The sequence below is a fragment of the Flagellatimonas centrodinii genome (genome assembly GCF_016918765.2).
GTDB classification, from domain to species: Bacteria; Pseudomonadota; Gammaproteobacteria; order Nevskiales; family Nevskiaceae; genus Polycyclovorans; species Polycyclovorans centrodinii.
In genome coordinates this window covers 136,737-153,702 of the sequence record NZ_CP092104.1, presented here as the reverse complement: position 1 = coordinate 153,702, position 16,966 = coordinate 136,737, and the positions used below count along the sequence as shown (strand labels likewise).

At 65.8% G+C, this 16,966-nt stretch carries 14 protein-coding genes; 1 reads left to right on the top strand and 13 read right to left on the bottom strand.

Features of this window, described 5'->3' with window-relative positions; genetic code table 11:
- Window positions 1–8: 8 nt before the first annotated feature.
- From JN531_RS00695 to JN531_RS17300, 7 genes are all read right to left on the bottom strand, one after another.
- Entirely contained in the window at window positions 9–455 is a 447-nt protein-coding gene (locus JN531_RS00695) for a type IV pilin protein (protein ID WP_275591471.1), read from the bottom strand.
- Window positions 452–4,135: a pilus assembly protein gene (locus JN531_RS00685; RefSeq protein WP_228346931.1), complete on the bottom strand. Its 3,684-nt coding sequence runs from the start codon at window positions 4,133–4,135 to the stop codon at window positions 452–454. The genes JN531_RS00695 and JN531_RS00685 overlap by 4 nt, the downstream gene beginning before the upstream one ends.
- A 10-nt stretch (window positions 4,136–4,145) precedes the next feature.
- Window positions 4,146–4,709, bottom strand: a complete 564-nt coding sequence (locus JN531_RS00680; RefSeq protein WP_228346930.1) for a PilX N-terminal domain-containing pilus assembly protein — start codon at window positions 4,707–4,709, stop codon at window positions 4,146–4,148.
- Window positions 4,706–5,749, bottom strand: coding sequence for a PilW family protein (locus JN531_RS00675; RefSeq protein WP_228346929.1), 1,044 nt, complete (start codon window positions 5,747–5,749; stop codon window positions 4,706–4,708). The genes JN531_RS00680 and JN531_RS00675 overlap by 4 nt, the downstream gene beginning before the upstream one ends.
- Window positions 5,746–6,336 (bottom strand): type IV pilus modification protein PilV, encoded by a 591-nt coding sequence (pilV, locus tag JN531_RS00670; RefSeq protein WP_228346928.1) that lies wholly within the window; start codon window positions 6,334–6,336, stop codon window positions 5,746–5,748. Before pilV (JN531_RS00670) ends, JN531_RS00675 begins: the two co-directional genes overlap by 4 nt.
- Complete coding sequence (locus JN531_RS00665; protein ID WP_228346927.1) at window positions 6,333–6,875, bottom strand: GspH/FimT family pseudopilin; 543 nt, start codon at window positions 6,873–6,875, stop codon at window positions 6,333–6,335. Before JN531_RS00665 ends, pilV (JN531_RS00670) begins: the two co-directional genes overlap by 4 nt.
- Before the next feature lie 85 nt (window positions 6,876–6,960).
- A complete protein-coding gene (locus JN531_RS17300; protein WP_275591470.1) occupies window positions 6,961–7,416 on the bottom strand; it encodes a type IV pilin protein in 456 nt (151 codons plus the stop codon).
- 65 nt (window positions 7,417–7,481) lie between these two features.
- On the opposite strand from JN531_RS17300, the gene JN531_RS00655 reads away from it, so the two are divergent.
- Window positions 7,482–8,534: an NAD(P)/FAD-dependent oxidoreductase gene (locus JN531_RS00655; RefSeq protein ID WP_228346926.1), complete on the top strand. Its 1,053-nt coding sequence runs from the start codon at window positions 7,482–7,484 to the stop codon at window positions 8,532–8,534.
- On the opposite strand, the gene JN531_RS00650 is transcribed toward JN531_RS00655, so the two are convergent.
- From JN531_RS00650 to JN531_RS00620, 6 genes are read right to left on the bottom strand one after another with little or no spacing between them, the layout of a single operon-like run.
- The gene (locus JN531_RS00650; RefSeq protein ID WP_275591469.1) at window positions 8,507–8,956 is read right to left on the bottom strand and encodes a type IV pilin protein; all 450 of its coding nucleotides are present in this window, start codon (window positions 8,954–8,956) and stop codon (window positions 8,507–8,509) included. The genes JN531_RS00655 and JN531_RS00650 overlap by 28 nt on opposite strands.
- On the bottom strand, window positions 8,953–14,091 hold the full coding sequence (locus JN531_RS00640; RefSeq protein WP_228346925.1) for a pilus assembly protein: 5,139 nt from the start codon (window positions 14,089–14,091) through the stop codon (window positions 8,953–8,955). The genes JN531_RS00650 and JN531_RS00640 overlap by 4 nt, the downstream gene beginning before the upstream one ends.
- 36 nt (window positions 14,092–14,127) lie before the next feature.
- A complete protein-coding gene (locus JN531_RS00635; protein WP_228346924.1) occupies window positions 14,128–14,796 on the bottom strand; it encodes a PilX N-terminal domain-containing pilus assembly protein in 669 nt (222 codons plus the stop codon).
- Window positions 14,793–15,776 carry a PilW family protein gene (locus tag JN531_RS00630; RefSeq protein ID WP_228346923.1) on the bottom strand — a complete coding sequence of 328 codons (984 nt, stop codon included), beginning with the start codon at window positions 15,774–15,776 and terminating at the stop codon, window positions 14,793–14,795. Before JN531_RS00630 ends, JN531_RS00635 begins: the two co-directional genes overlap by 4 nt.
- A complete protein-coding gene (pilV, locus tag JN531_RS00625) occupies window positions 15,773–16,312 on the bottom strand; it encodes a type IV pilus modification protein PilV (protein ID WP_228346922.1) in 540 nt (179 codons plus the stop codon). The genes JN531_RS00630 and pilV (JN531_RS00625) overlap by 4 nt, the downstream gene beginning before the upstream one ends.
- Window positions 16,313–16,344: 32 nt before the next feature.
- A complete protein-coding gene (locus tag JN531_RS00620) occupies window positions 16,345–16,872 on the bottom strand; it encodes a GspH/FimT family pseudopilin (protein WP_228346921.1) in 528 nt (175 codons plus the stop codon).
- Window positions 16,873–16,966 lie beyond the last annotated feature (94 nt).

Genomic DNA, 16,966 nt, shown 5'->3' with positions numbered 1-16,966 from the left:
CGCTGCGGCTAGCGCCAGCAGTCGACGCCGTCACTCCCGCTTGCCGCCTTGCGACCACTGGCGATGATGCTGAGGGTGCCGCAGCGACTGTCATCAGATTGGGCACCCACTGGCGTTGCCGTCAGCGTGTAGTCGGTGGCCGTGACATCACTCAGGTCGATGCGATAGATCGAATCCGTCTGCAGAGCGGTGTCTGGCTCGCCGGTCGCGCTGACCCAGGCCGGGTCGGCGGGATAGGCGAGGGTGGTTAACTGCGTGGCGTACCGTTTGCGGTCGACGTAGTAGCCTTCCTGCCGAGCCTGCAGCTCGACCAGTGCCGTCTTGGCAATGGTGCGATTGGCCCGCATGACGTAATTCTTGTAGCTGGGGATGGCGATCGAGGCGAGGATGGCGATCATCGTCACCACGATGATCATCTCGATCAGGGTGAAGCCGCGGTTCGGGTGTGCGCTCATGGGGTCGGCGTCGGTTGCGGGACGGGAAGTTCATCTTCGCCGCGTCGTTCGCGCCAGTAAATGGGGAAGAAGCGCGGCACCTCCACGTCGAGCACTTCCGCTCCGGTGCGGGCGCTGCCGACGTCCGCCATCGACAGGTCTCCCGGAAGTCCCGGCGCTTTCGCCGGGCGGGCGCGCAGGGCGCCGCCGGTGTCGCCATCGACCACGCCGAGCACGCCGCTGGCCACCGGTCGACTGTCGGCCAGTGACACCGCATAGACCTTGCTGCTGCCCTCGCTCGGTGCGCAGGTGGCCAGGGTCGGATCGGGTGGCACGTACGTGGTCAGGAACACCGTCCCTCCCAACGTCAAAGGTTGCGACAGGGCCTTCTCGCCCGCATCCACCAGCTGGATGCGCCAGCCGGTCGAGAGGTCGGCATTGGCGGCGCAGAGTGTCGCGCTGGCGAGTGCGCAGGCGCCCGTGAGGTCGGTGAAATCCAGATGGCCCGGCAAGGTCGCCTCGTCGACCGTGATGTCGTCGATCTCCAGGCCGATGCCGGTATTGCCGTCGCGGAACACGTAGAGCGTGTTGGCAGTGACCCGCTCAAGGGGATCGGCCCGGTTGCCGGTGGCGAAGATGACCGCGTCATAGGCCGCGGTGGCGGTGCGCACGGGGACGATGTCGACGGCGTGGAACAGGCGCCGGTCGTTGGTCACATTGGCGGTGTCGTGGCGGCCGACGCTGGCCACCGGGGTCAGGGTCCAGTCGGCACGGTCGTCGCCGGGGAAATCCCCGCGCCACAGGCGGCCACCGGTATCGCCGACGTACAGCCGGTCGGCGTAGCCGTCACCATCGAGATCGGCCAGTTCGACATCGGCGGCGATGCTGTCCTGCAGCAGCGGATGGCGGAAGCGCCGCTGCGACGGGTTGAAGGGCGCTGAGCTGTCGAGCGTGCCCTGTACCGCTTTCCACAGCAGCTCGCCGGTTTCGGCGTCGACGATGAAGACGGCGTTGCCGACGGTGTCATCGGTGCCGAGCACGCCGCCGCTGGCGGCCTCGGCATCCTTGTTGAGACGGGCATTGGCGGCGCTGCGGCCGCCGTCATAGCCGCCGCCGAAGACCAGCACGATGCGGTCTTCGCCGTCGATACGCAGGCGCGCCGCCTGGGGCTGGCTGAAGCTCAATCCAAGTTCCGCGTACCAGCCGGGCAGTTGGTCTGGCACCGCCGTGTTGCTGGTCAGCCCGCTGGGCCCGATGCGCCACAGCAGTGCTGGCGCGTCGGGGTTGGTGAGGTTCAACCCGTACAGGCCGCGGCCGCCGCGACGCAGGCCGACAAAGGCCCAGACGCGGTCGTCGGCATCGTCGAGAACGCCATCACCGGCGCCACCATTTCCATCGCGGTCCTGAATGATGAGGGTCGGGCTGCCATCGACACCGTAGGGGAAGGGGGCGCCGACGGCATTGTCCCGCAGGGTTTTCTGCTGGCCCATCACCGCCTGTGGCAGGAAGGCCCAGCTTTCGATCCCGCTGAGGGTGCCGTCGGCCAGGCGGTCGCGAACCAGCCGCAGATAGCCGTCGGCGGCGCCATAGAGGATGCGCAGATCGGGGTTGGCCAGGGTGTGTCCGCCGCGTGCGCCGTAGTTGATCACCACCGGCTGCGAATGCAGCACCGCGCCGTGTCGCCACGCGCGCTGGGTGACGCTGGCGAGGTTGGCCGCCGGCGTTGCAGTGGTCCCGACATCGAAGCCGCGGGCATACAGCATCAGCGCCTGGGTTTCGCTGTCGCTGGCGGCGCCGAGGACCGGACGAAGTTCGGTCCGCAGGGTGGCGTCATCGCTGTTGAAGTTGACCAGGTTCAAGGCCCCGCCCACCACGCGGTCGAACAGGATCTTGCGGGCACCGGCATCGGTGTTGCTGCGCCCGGAGGCCGGAATGCGACTGCCGGCCCCGCCCAGCCGCACATCCCCGCCGTCGCCAGGGGCGCCGCCGAGACTGCCGGGGGCGGTCCAGCCGGTCAGGGCATCGTCGCGCAAACGCCCCTCGTCACCGACCGCGACATCGCCCTGCACATCGCGGTAGACGCCGTTGACCAGTTCCAGACGCTTGAGATTGCCGTCCCAGCGCGGCGCCAGGTTGGCGGCCGGACGGAACTGCGGAAAATAGGCGGGTGGCAGCAACCGGTTGGGGGCGGTGATGTCCAGTGTCGTTGCCGGCGTCAGCAGCGAGGCATTCACTTCCAGCGTCGGCACCACCAGTTCGGCGATGGTCTCGCCGAGGCCGAGCAGCCCCAGACTGTTGGCGTAGTTGACAACATTGAGGCCGGCACCGGTCAGGCTGCCGAGGCTCGACAGGTTGTCCTGTACAACGAAGAAGGAGTTCAGCTTGATCTGCTGGCCCCCGGCGCTGAAGCCGGTTTCCTGTGCCTCCCGTACCACATCGGTGAAGGCGTAGCTGCCGGCATTCTCGGCACCCGGGAAGTACTGGGCGATACGGGCATCGGAATCGTTATCGAGCTGACTGTTGGTCAGCTGTACGTTGACCACGTTGACGATGTCGCAGGTGGCACCGGGAGGAACGTACTGGCCACCGGATTCGATGCTGGTATCACGGGTCAGCAGCCCGGTGAGGCCGTCCCAGCGGTTGAGTGGGGCGTTGTAGACGACGTCACCAGCGAGATAGTGGGCCAGTTCGGCATAGATTTCCTTGCCCTGGAAGGGCGGCAGCAGCCGGGTCGGTGTGGTCAGTGCGGCGCCGGCGAGGGCGGTCACCGAGTTCAGCACGTTCGACGGCGCCAGGGTATTGGTGAGCAGGGTGATGACCCGTGTCAGCACCTGATTGACGGTGCCCTGGTCGACGAGATCGGTCATCCCCAGCAGGAAGTAGGCGCCGTTACTGCAGTTGGGGGTTTCTCGGCGACTGGTCGGGATCGAGGCTTGCTCGCCAAAGGCGCAGTTTGCCGCCGGTGCGCCGGCAAAGGTGGCGCGATCGCCGTGCGACACCATGATCGCCACCCGGGAGTTGACCAGATTGTTGAGAATGGATTCGAGCAAGCCGACCAGCCCGACCTGCCCGAGGTTGAGAGCGCCACTGATGGTGGTGTTGAGCAGTCCGGTCACGGTGCCCGGCAACTGGCCGACGGCGGTGGTCAGCAGCGGGTCCAGCAAACCGGTGACCAATTGGCCGACAAAGCCGCCGAGCAGGCCGTTGAGGATGGTATTGAGCAGCGGAATGCCCAGCAGAAAATCCAGCGTCCCACAGGTGAGGGTGGAGACGCCGCCCAACAGCAACTGCAGCAGAAACCCCACGGCTGGCAGGTTCACCACCGGTGAGGCAATACCGAGGATGCCGTAGAGGTCGCACAACGCGCCCGCCCGACCCGCATTGTTGTCGCTCGTGCCCAGCAGCAGGCCGCTCAGCAGCCCTGCGGGATTGTCGGTCAGGCCCCCCAGCACCTCGCCCAGCAACATGTCGCTGGTGACATTGAGGCAGAGCTGCGGATTGTCGGGGTCGGCACCGCTCAGCAGGACGTTGTTGCAGATGCCCAGCAGGTTGAGATCGAGCACCAGCACGGTGGTCGGCGGCGTCAGCGGGTTGGGTGTCGGGTTGTTGTAGATATCGATGTCGTCGGCCAGCGCTGGGAATGCGCAGAAGATCGTGACGACACAGGCCAGCAGGGTAGTGCGCAGGCGGTGGAAGGTCATGGAGCGCACCTCAGAACAGGTTGACGCCATCAACGGCGGGAACGGCGATCTGCACGCCCTGGACCACTTCAGCGACGCCTTCACCCACCGGCGCGCGGTCGAGTCCGGCGGTAATGCGGAAGCGGGCATAGCGCACCCGAGCGGTGGTTTCGGTGGTGCCGATGGACGCCGCGCTGATCAGCGCCTCGCCATTGACCGCCTCCCGCCAGATTTCCACGTAGGTGGCGGAATCGAGCGCATCGTTGGGGGTATCCGGCGGCGTCAGGGTGGCCGTTCCGCAGGCGAACGGCGCGTGCAGTGGCGCCGCGTCCGCCGTCAGGTTGCCGGGGAAACAGGCCAACTGGACATCGGCCTGCTGCGTCACCGGGAAGTTGGCGTCAACGTCGGCCAACAGCGCGTCCACCAGCGACTGCGAGGTCTCCAGTGCATCCACCCGGTAGGACTCGTTGGCCGCCATTCGCAGCGACAGGCGAGCCTCCCGGAGGGCACCGATGCCGAGCAGGGTCAGCACGATCAAGAACAGCAGCGCGGTGGCCAGGGCGGCACCCTGCTGACGTGGCGGGGTCACGTTCATGGCAGTGGATTTCGCAGATGGACCGTAGTCGTGAACACCCGCCGATAGTAGCGCCGTGGCGCGGTGCCGTCGGCCTCGGCATCGGCGTTGCGCGGCACGTAGGCACGGTCGCCACTACGGTCGCCGTAGGTGTAGGTCTTGACGTCGCTGTGGCGGGGGTCGGGTTCGCGCGCGCGGACGCGCAGGAAGATCTGCGCGGTGACCGCGCGGCCCAGTTCCAGTGCGTCCGGCTGGCTGCGGTAGCGATCCGGCGCGTGGGTGGCGTCGCCATCGCTGTCGATGCCCCAGACAATCTGCAGGTCCTCCACGCCTTCGGCAATGCACTCATCGATCATCGCCGCCGGATTGGCTTGCGACAAGGTCTTGCGACAGAGCGTGGGAATGCCGTCGCCCGCGGTCACTGCGTAGTCGCGGACGTAGTACAGGCGCGGCAGGTAGGTATAGAACTGCACCGGTGCCTGCAGCGGTTCGTCACCGGTGCAGACATCCAGCGCCGGATCGGTGAGTCGCAGCAGCGTGCCCAGCACACCGTTGGTCTTGAGGTAGATGTGGAACGGCTCCAGCACCGCGTTGATACAAGTGTCGGCTTCCAGCGCGGCCTCGCCCGACACCCGCCGTATCGCCACCACGTCGGTGCCGGCACGCAGGTTGGCGAGACAGCCGAAGCGTTCGGTGACAGCCGCTTCCTCGGCATCGTCCCAGAATGCGACGCGTTCGGTCGTGAGGAAGGCCCAGCCGGCAGCACCACCGGGTCCGCAGTCGGCGCTGCCGGCCAGCGCATCGGCGGCGGACGCCGCCACCGTGATCTGGCGCCCCTGGAACACGCCGCCCCAGAAGCCGGCCATGGTGAGGTCACGGCCGAGTTCGGCCAGCGCGTAGCGGCCCTGGTCCTGCAGCCCGGCCAACTGACGGTTCTGTTCGCGGTTGCGCTGGTTGTCGAGGAACAGTTGCACCAGCGCCAGCAGCAGCACCAGACCGAGGGTACCGGCAATCATCAGCTCGATCAGGGTGAAGCCCTGCTGGCGACGGCGCTGGCTCATGGGGTGGGGTCCGCCACAAAGGCATCGAGCACCAGCACCCGACGGTAGTCGTCAATGCCCTCGGCATCGAGATAGGCATCGACACCACAGGCAACATTGGCGGGGTCGGAGGGGTCGTCGGCGTCTTCCGGCGGCGGCAACGGGGTGATGCCGCGCCAGGCCACGGCGATCCGGTAGTGGCCGGTGGTGGCGCCGGCGAGCACACAGGCGGTTGGTGTCACCAGGCCGCCGGTGGCTGCACCCTCGTCGTCGACTTCGCCGCCCTCCGACAGCACCCGGCCCCAGCGGTACAGGTCCCACGCTGCCAGCGCAGTGGGGTCGCAATCACTGCTGTCGCAGGCGCTCGCGGGCGCTTCGAGGGCGGTGGCATCGTCGGTGAGGTAGGCTCCGGCCACCCCGGCATTGGCGCGCATGCGCGTGAGGATATCCTGCACCGCCTGGCTGGCGAGGGTGCGCTGGGTGGCGTCATAGGCGGTCTTCTTGGCGATCACCTGCAGCCCCGCCATCCCCAGCAGGCCCACCCCGATCACGAACACGGTGATCAGCACCTCGACCAGGGTGAAGCCATGGGCGCGCCGGCGTTTCACCCGCTGCACCCGGTGGCAAAGGTATCGGGGTCATCGGCAAGATCACGCAGGCGAATCTGACCCGCCGGACGGGCACTGACTTCGCGCGACCGTCGCGCATCGGGCCCACAGAGCAGGACCTGCAGCGCATCGGTGACCCGGCCACTTCGGTTGATACGGATACGCGGCAGTGGGCTGGGGGTGGTACGCCAGTCGAGATCGACGTTGGTCAACTGGACCTCCGACAACAGCCCGGCATCCGCATCGGCGGTGCCATCGCCATCGATGTCGATGGCATCGGCGACATCATCGCCATCGGCATCGACCAGGGTGCGCCAGCCGAACGACCAGTTGCCGTCGACCGGCACGATGGAAATCGGGTTGTTGCGCACGACGGCCTCGCTGCGGGCCTGCATCAGCGACACATACAGCTCCGACGCCGCCTCGCTGCGCTGCCCGCTGTTCAGCAGGGCGCGCAAGCCGGGTACGGCCAGTGCGGCAGCGATACCGAGTATCGCGATCACCACCAGCACTTCGATCAGGGTGAATCCTCGGGTCACGGCCGGCCCTCCTGACGCCACCATGTCACGACGGCCCGATCGTGGTGTCGAAAACCCGACAGGCGGCGGTGGTCGATGGGATGGGTTACCGCCAGCACTGTGCTGTGGTGTCGGCGCCGCCGCCGTCCACCGCCGACTGCAGCCCATCAGCGCCGAGTCGGAAGCGGGTGCAGTCCTCATCACGCGCCTGTATGCCGACGGCAGTCGCCGAGAATCCGGACCAGACGCCGCTGTCGAGCTCGAGCTTGACCTCATAGAGCGGTTCACTGCCCTTGTCCAGGGTCATGCGCTTGCCCGCGTCCAGGTAGAGGGTATCCCCCTTGATCCCGACCAATGGTTCAAAGTCGGCGGCGAAGCGGCGGCGTTTGAGCTGGAAGCCCTGCTGCGCGGTATGCAGCTCGGTGAGTGCGTTCACCGCCACCGCGCGCCGACCCCGATCAACGTTGTTCTGGTACGCGGGGATGGCCAGTGCGGCGAGAATGGCTGCCACCACCAGGGTGATCAGCAACTCGATCAGGGTGAAGCCTTGTGTTGATCGCATGCGGTGCTCCGGTCGAGGGCTCTACTGTACGTCAGTGCGCCGTCGCTGCGGGTATGCTTCGCGGCATGCAGGGACCGACGGACGTGATCGTGGTGGGCGCAGGCGTGGTGGGCCTGACAACCGCCCGTGCCCTGCTGGCGGCCGGTCTGCGGGTCCTCCTGCTCGAGCGTGCAGCAACGCCAGCGCGGCAGGCCAGCTGGGCCGGCGGCGGCATCGTCTGCCCGCTTCGTCCCTGGGCGGAGCCGCCGGCGGTGTGGTCGTGGGTCGACCGGTCACGAGCCTTGTACCCGTCGCTGGCCGATACGCTGCGCGATGAGACCGGCATCGATATCGAATATCGCCTCAGCGGAATCGAGTGGCAGTTGCCATTGGCCGAGCGTCTGACGGCGGCAGCGGCCTGGCTGCAGACCGCCGGGCTGGTATTCGAGCGCCATGCCGAAGCCCTGTGCTGCGACAGTCTGGGCCAGGTCCGTAACCCGCGGTTGGGGCGGGCACTGGCGGCCGCGGTGCGGCGCGCCGGTGGCGAGATCCGGCACGCCGAGGTTGCTCGGTTGCAGCGGAGGGGTGATCGGATCACCGGAGTGGTGTTGGCGGACGGCGGCGTCCTGGCGGCCGCTGCCGTGGTGGTCGCATCGGGACCATGGGCCGGGTCGCTGTTGGGCGCCATCGGGGTCCCCTCATCGGTCGCCCCCGTTCGCGGCCAGATGCTGCTCAAGCGGGTGCCCGGCGCGGCCGGGCGCCGGATCGGCATCGGCGAGTCGGTCTATGTGATTCCGCGTGCGGATGATCATGTCCTGATCGGAAGCACGGTCGAATCAGTGGGCTTCGACAGCCGTGTGACTCCCGAGGCGCTGATTCACCTGCAGCGTGCCGCTGACGCCCAGTTCCCGTGGCAGGCGGCATCGCCGGTCCTGGCACAGTGGGCAGGCCTGCGGCCGGGCAGTGCGGACGACATGCCCACGGTCGGCCCCGGCGGGCCGGACGGCCTGTGGCTCAACGTTGGCCACTATCGCAACGGCATTGCCCTGGCGCCGGCTTGTGCCGAGCACCTGGCAGCGGTGATCTGCGCCCAGCCGCAAGCTGCGCAGCGTTACCAGTCGAGCTTGTTGCCGCTGTAGAGGCGCCAACGCTGGGTCCGGTTGGCCAGCGGCTCACGACTGTCGTAGCGCAGGTGAAACACGCCGGTGCCGCTCATGCGGCTCGACACCGGCGTCGCCACGATCTCCAGACAACCGGTCAGCGGACAGCCAGCCGTCGCGTCCGCCACGGCCAGTTCGTAGTCATCGTCCTCGCCGCAGCCGATGGTCTTGGCGTCGCTGCCGTACAACGAGCCGATGACGTCGGGATAGCGGTTGCCCCGCGTGTAGAACCGCTCGGCCCGCTGCAGGGTCTCCAGTACGCAGCCCTGGGCATCAGATTGCCGTGCCCGCTCGACGTAGCGCTGGTAGCTGGGAATGGCGATGGCGGCCAGTATCCCGATGATCACCACGACCACCATCATCTCGATCAGCGTCACCCCCCGGGTACGGAGCCGGCTCACGGACGCGGCTCTCGCCAGTCGACTTCACCCGAGCGCGCGCTGCCGCTGACGTCGGCTTCCCGGCGCTCGATGGCGCCGGTGGAGGTCTGCGTCAATACCGTGATCCCGCGTTGGTCGCGAGCCGCGCCCACGTGCAGGGACGGCGCCGCCGCCAGGCCGACGCCAAGGTCGATGTCACGTACCGCCTCTTCAATGTCGGTGACGCCGTCGGTGACGGCACCGAAGATGGGCAGATCGCCACGCGCGGTGCCGGTCTTGTAGTAGAGGCCGTAGAGCTGGCTTCTGCCTTCGCCGCTACAGAGACTGTCGCTCGGGGTAAAGCCGGCGGCGAAGAAGACGTCACCGAGGATCGAAGTCTGGGTGACATTGCGCTCAGTGGGGCCGCCGGGTGCAGCGAGGTTCAGCTTCCATCCGCCCGCTTTGATCACACCTTGGGTGAGACTGTCGATATCGCTGGCGGTGTTGCCGCCACCAATGGCGATTGGCGTGATCAAGGTGTTGTCGGTCTTGACCCGTGCCGCCGAGACATCAACCAGGTTGCCGAAGTTGTAGATCGGCGCGCTGGCACCTGCTGTATTGGTATCGCTGTCGATCACGCCGAAGAGATAGTTGTTGAAGGTGCTGGGCTTGTCGAGATCGGCGTAGAAACGGCCGGTGCCCGCCATCACCCATCGGTTGCCCACCTCGTCGAAGGTCACCGACGGCGTGGCCACCACCGGCGCAGCCGGGTTGAGCATGACCTTCGGTGCGACCCAGTCGTTGACGACCTTGGATTCCTTGAGGTCCAGCTTGAACAGCTTGCCGCTTTGCGCCTTGATCACCGACACCGTGTCTTCGTTGGCGTTGTTTTTCTGCTTCTCGACCGTGGTCGAGACGGTGCCGAAGTACACCGTGTCGGCGCGGAAATCCAGGTCCCAGTCCACCGTCACCGGATCGGTCACGAAGGACTTGGCAGCGGTGGCCCCGAGGTCATAGACCTTGGCGGGTGCCACCGATGGCGCGGCCGCCACCAGCTTTTTCAGGTCATAGACGAAGAACTTGCCGTTGCGGCTGCTCTGCGCCTCTCCGAGGTTGGTGATGGTGGTGTCGAGATTGTCGGGGCCGCCGCCGAACACCAGATACCAGGCGTCGTCAGTGTTGGCGGCATCACCCGGCTTGAGGCCGCGTCCACGGTTGGCGACCACCGTGGGGAAGCTGGAGGCGAAGCCGATCTCGTCTGACGCGATCTCGGCGAGCACCTTGGGCGGTGATTCCGGGTCGGTGACGTCGAGCACCACAAACGCCGACCGCGTCTTGAGGGTGCTGTTGTTGGGGAACGCCTGGGCAGCGTGAAAATCGGCGAAGCCGCTGGTCACCGATCCGCCCTTGCGCGCCGGCAGTGTCAGGTCGCCGCCGCCGAACCGGAAGCCGACCACGAGCAGGGTGGCCCAGCCGCAGGGATGGGTGGCATCGGCGCAGGTCTTGTTGTCGTAGATGCGGGCGTCAAAGATCCGCGGCTTGCCATCAAGCCCCCAGACGTGGGTGTAGTCAGGATCGCTGAACCAGGTGAGGTGGGGCAGCAGATTGAACGGCACGTAGGCCCACAGTTCGGCCCCCAGCGGGTGGGAGACTTCGCTGTTGTTGCCGGTGAGGTCGAAAGCCCGGTCGGCCGCGTCATAGAAGCCGCCGTTGAAGGCATGCAGCATGCCGTCGTTGGCGCCGACGTAGACCACCTGCCGGCGGTTGCGATAGCGTTCGCGGAAGGTCGCATAGGTGGCGTCGTCGTAGAGAAGATCGAAGGACTCCGCCGGCTGCGACACCGCCGTCGGGGTCGACTGCACGATATCGCCCATGCGCATCACCTGCGGCGTATTGGTGTTCTTGTAGTCGATGGTGCGGTTGCGCAGGCCGTTGAAATCCTGGCCACGGCTGTAGTTCACCAGCTTCTGCGCGTCGGCCAGGGTCTGTGTATTGAGGATGCCGAAATTGCCGTTGCCGAAGCTGCCGCTGGCGAAGGCTTGCTGCTCCCCGACGTCGACGATGCCGTCGCGATCAAGGTCGAGCCACGTCAATACATGTCGCCCCCCCGATGCCAAGGCACTGTAGTTCCGTTGAGTGGTGACGTTGGCGAGCGCGCTGAGGCGCTCGCGACCATTCCACAGGGTCTTGAGGCGCTCAATCTCGTCGAGCTCGGCGGTCACGACTGCGGGATCACCCTTGAAGCGACGGACACGGGTACGGCGGTTCTCCTCGATCGGATTGGTTTCGTCGAAGAACAGTTCCACCACCGGGTCGGTGGCCAGGTCGTCGAGCTTGCGGTTGGCGTTACCATCCTCGCGCAGCCGGCCCAGCTCGTCGATCCATAGCGCATGGAGGGTGCCGATCCACTCCACTTCTCGGCCGCTGTTGTCCTGTCTCGAGGGTTCGAACAAGGCCTGGAATACGGCGCCAACGCCCTCGCGGGCATTGGCGACCACCGAGGCTGCCGTGCCGGACGAGGTACGACCGATGATTTCGTTGAACACCCGGCGCAGCGCATCCTCAAGCTGCCGGGGCTCGACCGCAAAAAAGTAGTTGTCGGGGTTGCCGTCGGGGCCCGGATTGCCCTCGGCATCGAGTACGTCCCACTGGCTCTGCTGCAGCGGGGTGCCGGAGCCGTAGGTGTGTTTGCCACTGAAGCCGCCGTATTTGGCCGCATACCAGAGCGGATCCTTCAGCAACTGGGCGTCCGAGTTGCCGAGGTCGAAGGTACGGGTGGTGGCGGGATCGCTGAGGCGACAGCCGTTGTCACCACTGCCGGAGCGCCGCACGCTGCAATCGGTGCCGCCGTAGTTGCTCTTGAAGAAGAACGGCCCGCTGTTGCGGCCGCCGCTGTTGCCACTGCCGTTACTGCCGCCCGCGCCGGAGTGGTAGTGCACGCCATCCTGTTTGGTGCCGGAGACGATGTAGCCGAAGCCCATACGGGCGCCGCCTCCGCTGTAGCCGAAGGTCTGGGTGGTGACCTTGAGTTGGCTGGCAGTGATTTCGTAGCTCAGGGTTCCCCACATGTCCTGGTCAAAGTCGCCGCCCTGCTCGCCGTTTTCCCAGTTGATGTAGACCTTGCCTTTGCCGACCCCGGCGGCTTCCGTGTGCGGCTCGACGATCTTGAAGTCGACGATGGAGCAGGCGCCGGTCAGCTTTCGGTTGGCGGTGGTATCGGGGTTGAGGTCGAGGTTGAGGCAGGAGGGCAGCAGGGTGACCTGCTTTTTCGAGCCTGGCACCGGCACCTGCAGGGTCGGGGTGGCGGAGGCCAGCTGTACGGCATAGGTCTTGAGGGCTTGGCTGCCACTGACCTTGCCGTCGATGTTGATGTCGTTGTTGTAGGCGTAGTAGGCCATGCCGGCAATCTTGAAGGTGCCGTCCAGGCGCGGTGCCTCCGGGCAAATGCCGGTAACGGCGCCCAGGCTGTCCACTTTTTTCGCGGTGCAGATTTGATGGCCGTCATCACCCGGGGCCGTGTTGCCGGCGGTGCCGACGAAGAAGGTCTTGCCGTGAATACCCTCCAACTCGCCCACCAGGTGCGCTAGCTTTTCCGATGTGGTCCCCCATTCCATGCCATTGGAATCGATGCCGTAGCTGTTGGCGTCAAGCTGGTCGCCGTCATAGGAAATCGTGCTGGAATTGAACACGATGGTGTTCAGCGACAGGCAGCTGCCATTGGCCTCGGTGACCGACGGCGGCTGGAACGACTGTGGCGGGTTGAGCGCGCTGATGTAGGTTTTGTCGTTGCCGCGGAACTGTCCGGTGGGCTGCAGGTTGGCGTACCAGCGCAGGGTCTGGAGATAGGCCTCGGCGATCGGGTTGCCCCAGTTGGCACAGTCGCCGTCATCAAAGCTGGCCAGCCGGAAGCTGCAGTCGTCGTACACCCCGTCGCCATGGTCGTACTCGACGATGCGATAAAGCGAGAGGGCATTGACCATGCCGGAGGACTGTGCGGGGTTATCGCTGGCCACCGCGCCGTTGGCCCGTTTCAGCCCCGCCACTTTGATGAAGCGCCCGTCGACGTTGACATTGATCTCGTCGGTCAGCGGCTCGATGCGCTTCATCACATCGCCACCCGACTTGTTCTTGGCATAGGTGCCGACGGTCAGCCCGAACCACATGCGCTCGCTGTCGCCATATTCCTGTAGTAGACCGATCGGTTTCGGGGTGCCATCGGGATAGGTCTTGCAGCGGTCGCCGTCAGCAAAGTCGGTGACACAGACTTCCACCTGCACTGCGAAGTCGCCCTTGCGCACGCCGGAACCCAGCGCCACCGTGTTGCGGACCGGGTTGGAGCTGCCGGCCGGGATACCGGACTTGGCGGCGTCATTGTCATTGCTCGCCGATTGTTCGTCCGACCACAGGCACTGCCAGCGCTCGTTGGCGGCCCAGAGGGTGTAGTTTCCCTTCGCCACCCGCAGCAGCGGCGGATCGGTGACCTTCTGCGACACCGTATTGAAGCCCGGGTTGAGGGTGGTGTTGCATAGCGTGATATCGCTGACGTCAAACGGCGTCAGCGCCTTGATGTCGGCGCCTTTGTAGTACTTGGCCCAGCTGTGGGCATCATTGGGCAGGTAGGTGCGCTCCAGCACGGTCCGCGCCCCACCGGTGCTGACCGATTCGTCAATCATCCGTTTGCCGCCAAGCAGAATTTTGCGGACCACGTCGATGCGCGCCATCGCCGCCCAGTTGAGGAAGTTGCCGCTCCACTGCCCACCGCCGCAGTACTTGGCCGCCAGGTTGGCTGCGCTGTCACCCGCTTCAGTCACCACTTGGTCGTTCACGGTGGCCGGGACGAAGCGGTTGCTGCCGGTGTTGTAGGTGTAGCACTTGTAGCTGTCGAAATACCCGTAGTAGTCGAACGCGTGCTTGTAGGTGTTCTCGATGACGCCGTCGTTATCAAGATCGGTGTAGTCGTTGTAGGCCTTGAGGAACAGCGAATGATCCTTCGACAGGGTGATCATCGCCTGGGGCTGCGCGGAATCGACGCTGGTCACCGGCAGTGCGGTGTACTTCTGCATCGAATCGGCGGAGATGTAGGGCAGCGCCGCCGCTTGCGCCAGCACGGGCAGTGCGATGCCGGCCGTCAGACAGAGCAGTTGGTGAAATCGGTGGTGAGCTTTCGAGGGGCGCATGGGACAGCTCCGGGACCGTGATCGGGTCGATGGATTTCAGTTGCGAATGACGTGGCGGTAGTCCGCCCCGGTTTCGGTTTCAGATTGCGGTGTGTCGGACAGATCCTGCCCCGTGCTGCTGGCGTAATAGAACACCCGACCGCCGCCGGCTGCGGCTGACTTGCCGACACCTTCGTAGCCCGCCACCATCGCGGCGCCGGCGCCGGGGTTGAGATCCGTCACCAATTTGAATACCGAAATCCGCGCCCGCTGAGGCAGCGGTTGCGAGGCATCTGTCACCTGCTCGGCGTCAAAGTCGAGCACCGCGGGGTCGAAGCCGGTCACGGCTTCGGAGTTCCCCAGATACCAGGCCCGCGGCGGATCCGCGGCTACAGCCGTCGCGCAAGCATCGCTGGCAGAGCTCTCGGCACACAGGCGGAGGCCGGGGGGCAGGGTGAAGGCGAACTCGTCATTGGGAACCGTTCCATTGAGGGATACCGGCCAGCCGCGGGTGAATGTGTGGACGTCGATGATCTCGCCGAGGTTGCGGCGGGTGCTCTCCGACACACTGAACGACTCGGCCCGCATCACCGTATTGCTGGCGAGTTGGGCTTCCAGTCCGGAGCCGCGCACCGCGATCACCGCGATCAGCGTCAGCACCGTGAGCAGGATCAGCGAGATCACCAGGGCCATGCCGTGCTGGCGGTCGGAGAGAGGCAGGCTCATGAGCGATCGGTCCGGTTACGCAGGTGCAGGTCCTGCACGAATAGGCGGCGCTGGAACCGGCGATCGGCCGTCGGCGGGGTATAGGTGAAGCCGTCTGGGAAGGTGTAGGTGGCGTCGTCGACGAAGTTGTCCAGCGCGTCCCCCCGCACCAGCAGGCCAACCCGAACCACCATGGCACGGCGCCAGTTGTCGGCAGCCATTTCGGCGATGGTGAGGTAGCGGTCCACTACACTGTCGCCGTCGAGATCGACGCCGAACATCAGGCGCATCATCTCGATGCCCTCAATCAATTGTTGGGCATCGCTGGCACCGCTCTTGTCCATGCTCACGCGATATAACGTCGGCAGTGACCCGTTGTTTCGTGTGAAGAACACATTGGCGGCGTATTGATAGCTGTAGACGCCATTGCTCTCATCGCCATCGACGGGGCTCTTGGTGATTGCTGCTTTGGCAACGGCGGTGGTGAAGGGGAACAAATAACCGCCACGGCCAATGCGGGACCGCAGGTAGAGCAGGCCGCCCTCCTGCGCATCGGCTTCATCGGTGCCGTCGAAGTAAGCGGTGGTTCGATATTCGGCGGGATCGGCGTAACGCACGACCAGGATATCGGTATTGGGGACGTAGTCTGTTTTGGTGCAGCCTGCCAGCGGCGAGGTGGCGGCGCCTGCATAGGCGAATAGCGGCCTTGAGATGTCCGCCATCCACGACAGACTGCAAGCGGCGCCCGGGCTGGCGATACTGCTGTGACGTTCAATGAACTCCGGGACAGCACCCCCAAAGAAATCGGCATGCCGGAGCTCGCGTCCGAGGGTCTCCATCGCGAAGCGGGCGTTCTCCTGCAGGCGGCCGGTGCTTTCCTGCACCCGATAGCCATGCTGGCTGGCGCTGAAGACGCGGACGATACCCAGCGTCAGGATCAGGCCGATGACCAGACTGATCATCAGCTCGATCAGCGACAGGCCGCGCTGGGACGGTCTCATGGGTTGACCCCCAGCCGCAGGCACTGCAGGTCGTCGGGGTCGTCGGGGTCACAGCCATCGCCGCTGACCCCGGCGCGCTCGGCGTCCCAATACACGGTGATGACCCGCAGGCTACGGTCGGTGCAGGGGGCCGCGCAGGTCACGCTGCCGCGGGCCGAGGGCAGCGCCTCGGCGAGGCTGACGGCAGCATTTTCGTAGGCCTCTTCCGGCGAGGCCAGCATGCCGTACCAGTCCGCCAGCTGCCAGGCGGCCAGCTCGGCAGGCGAGCAGTCGGCGCTGGCGGCGCCACAGTCGCTGCCCGGGTCGGCAGGCTCGGCACCGAAGGCCAGGGTGTAGTCGTTGTTGAGCAGCCCGACTCGGTTGGCCCGCATGTTCTCGGCCAGATTCTCGGCCAGACGCGCTGCCATGGTGTACTGGTAGGCGAGGTAGTTGGTCTGGACTGCGGCAGTCTGCAACCCGGCAATACCGAGGAGGCCGATCGCAAGAATCAGCAGGGCGACCAGCACTTCGATCAGTCCGACGCCGGTCTGGAGCACGCGCGACTCAGTTCGGTGAGGTGCGATCCGCATTATTCGACCCGTGCCCGACCAACGAGATTGATGACCAGTTTCTTGTCGTAGTGACTGTCGCCGGGGTAAGGCTGGACGGTGATCGAACCGGCTCCCTCCCCAATCCGGCCCAGCGAGTTGTAGGTCAGCCCGTTGCTGAAGGTGGCAGTGGGGGTAATGGTGCTGATGCGGCTCAAGGGGCGGGCCACTTCCACGGTGCTCTCGGCCGCCGAATCGCGTGTTCCGTTGCCATCCGGATCGAGGAAGATCATGACGCCCTCCGCCCATGCCTGATCGGGGTCGCACTTCTCGCCGTCGGGTGTCGGGCACAGGCTGACATTGGTGTTGCGCTTGATCGCCTCGCTGCGGGCGACGGTCAGCAGGGTAAGGATTTGGTTGACCTCCGAGGCGGCACGGTTGCTGCGGATCACGCCCTGGAACGAGGGCACGGCGATGGACGCGAGGATCGCGACCACCGCGATGGTGACCAGCAGCTCGATCAGGGTGAACCCTGTTCGCAAAGTCCAGCGGTACGGCTCGACGTCCATCTTCCACCCTCTCGGCAAGAGACGCCCGATCCAGGGCTCATCTTGGGCCCCCGATCGGGAATGGGCAGCGCCCTCGCGTTGCCCTTGAAGCATC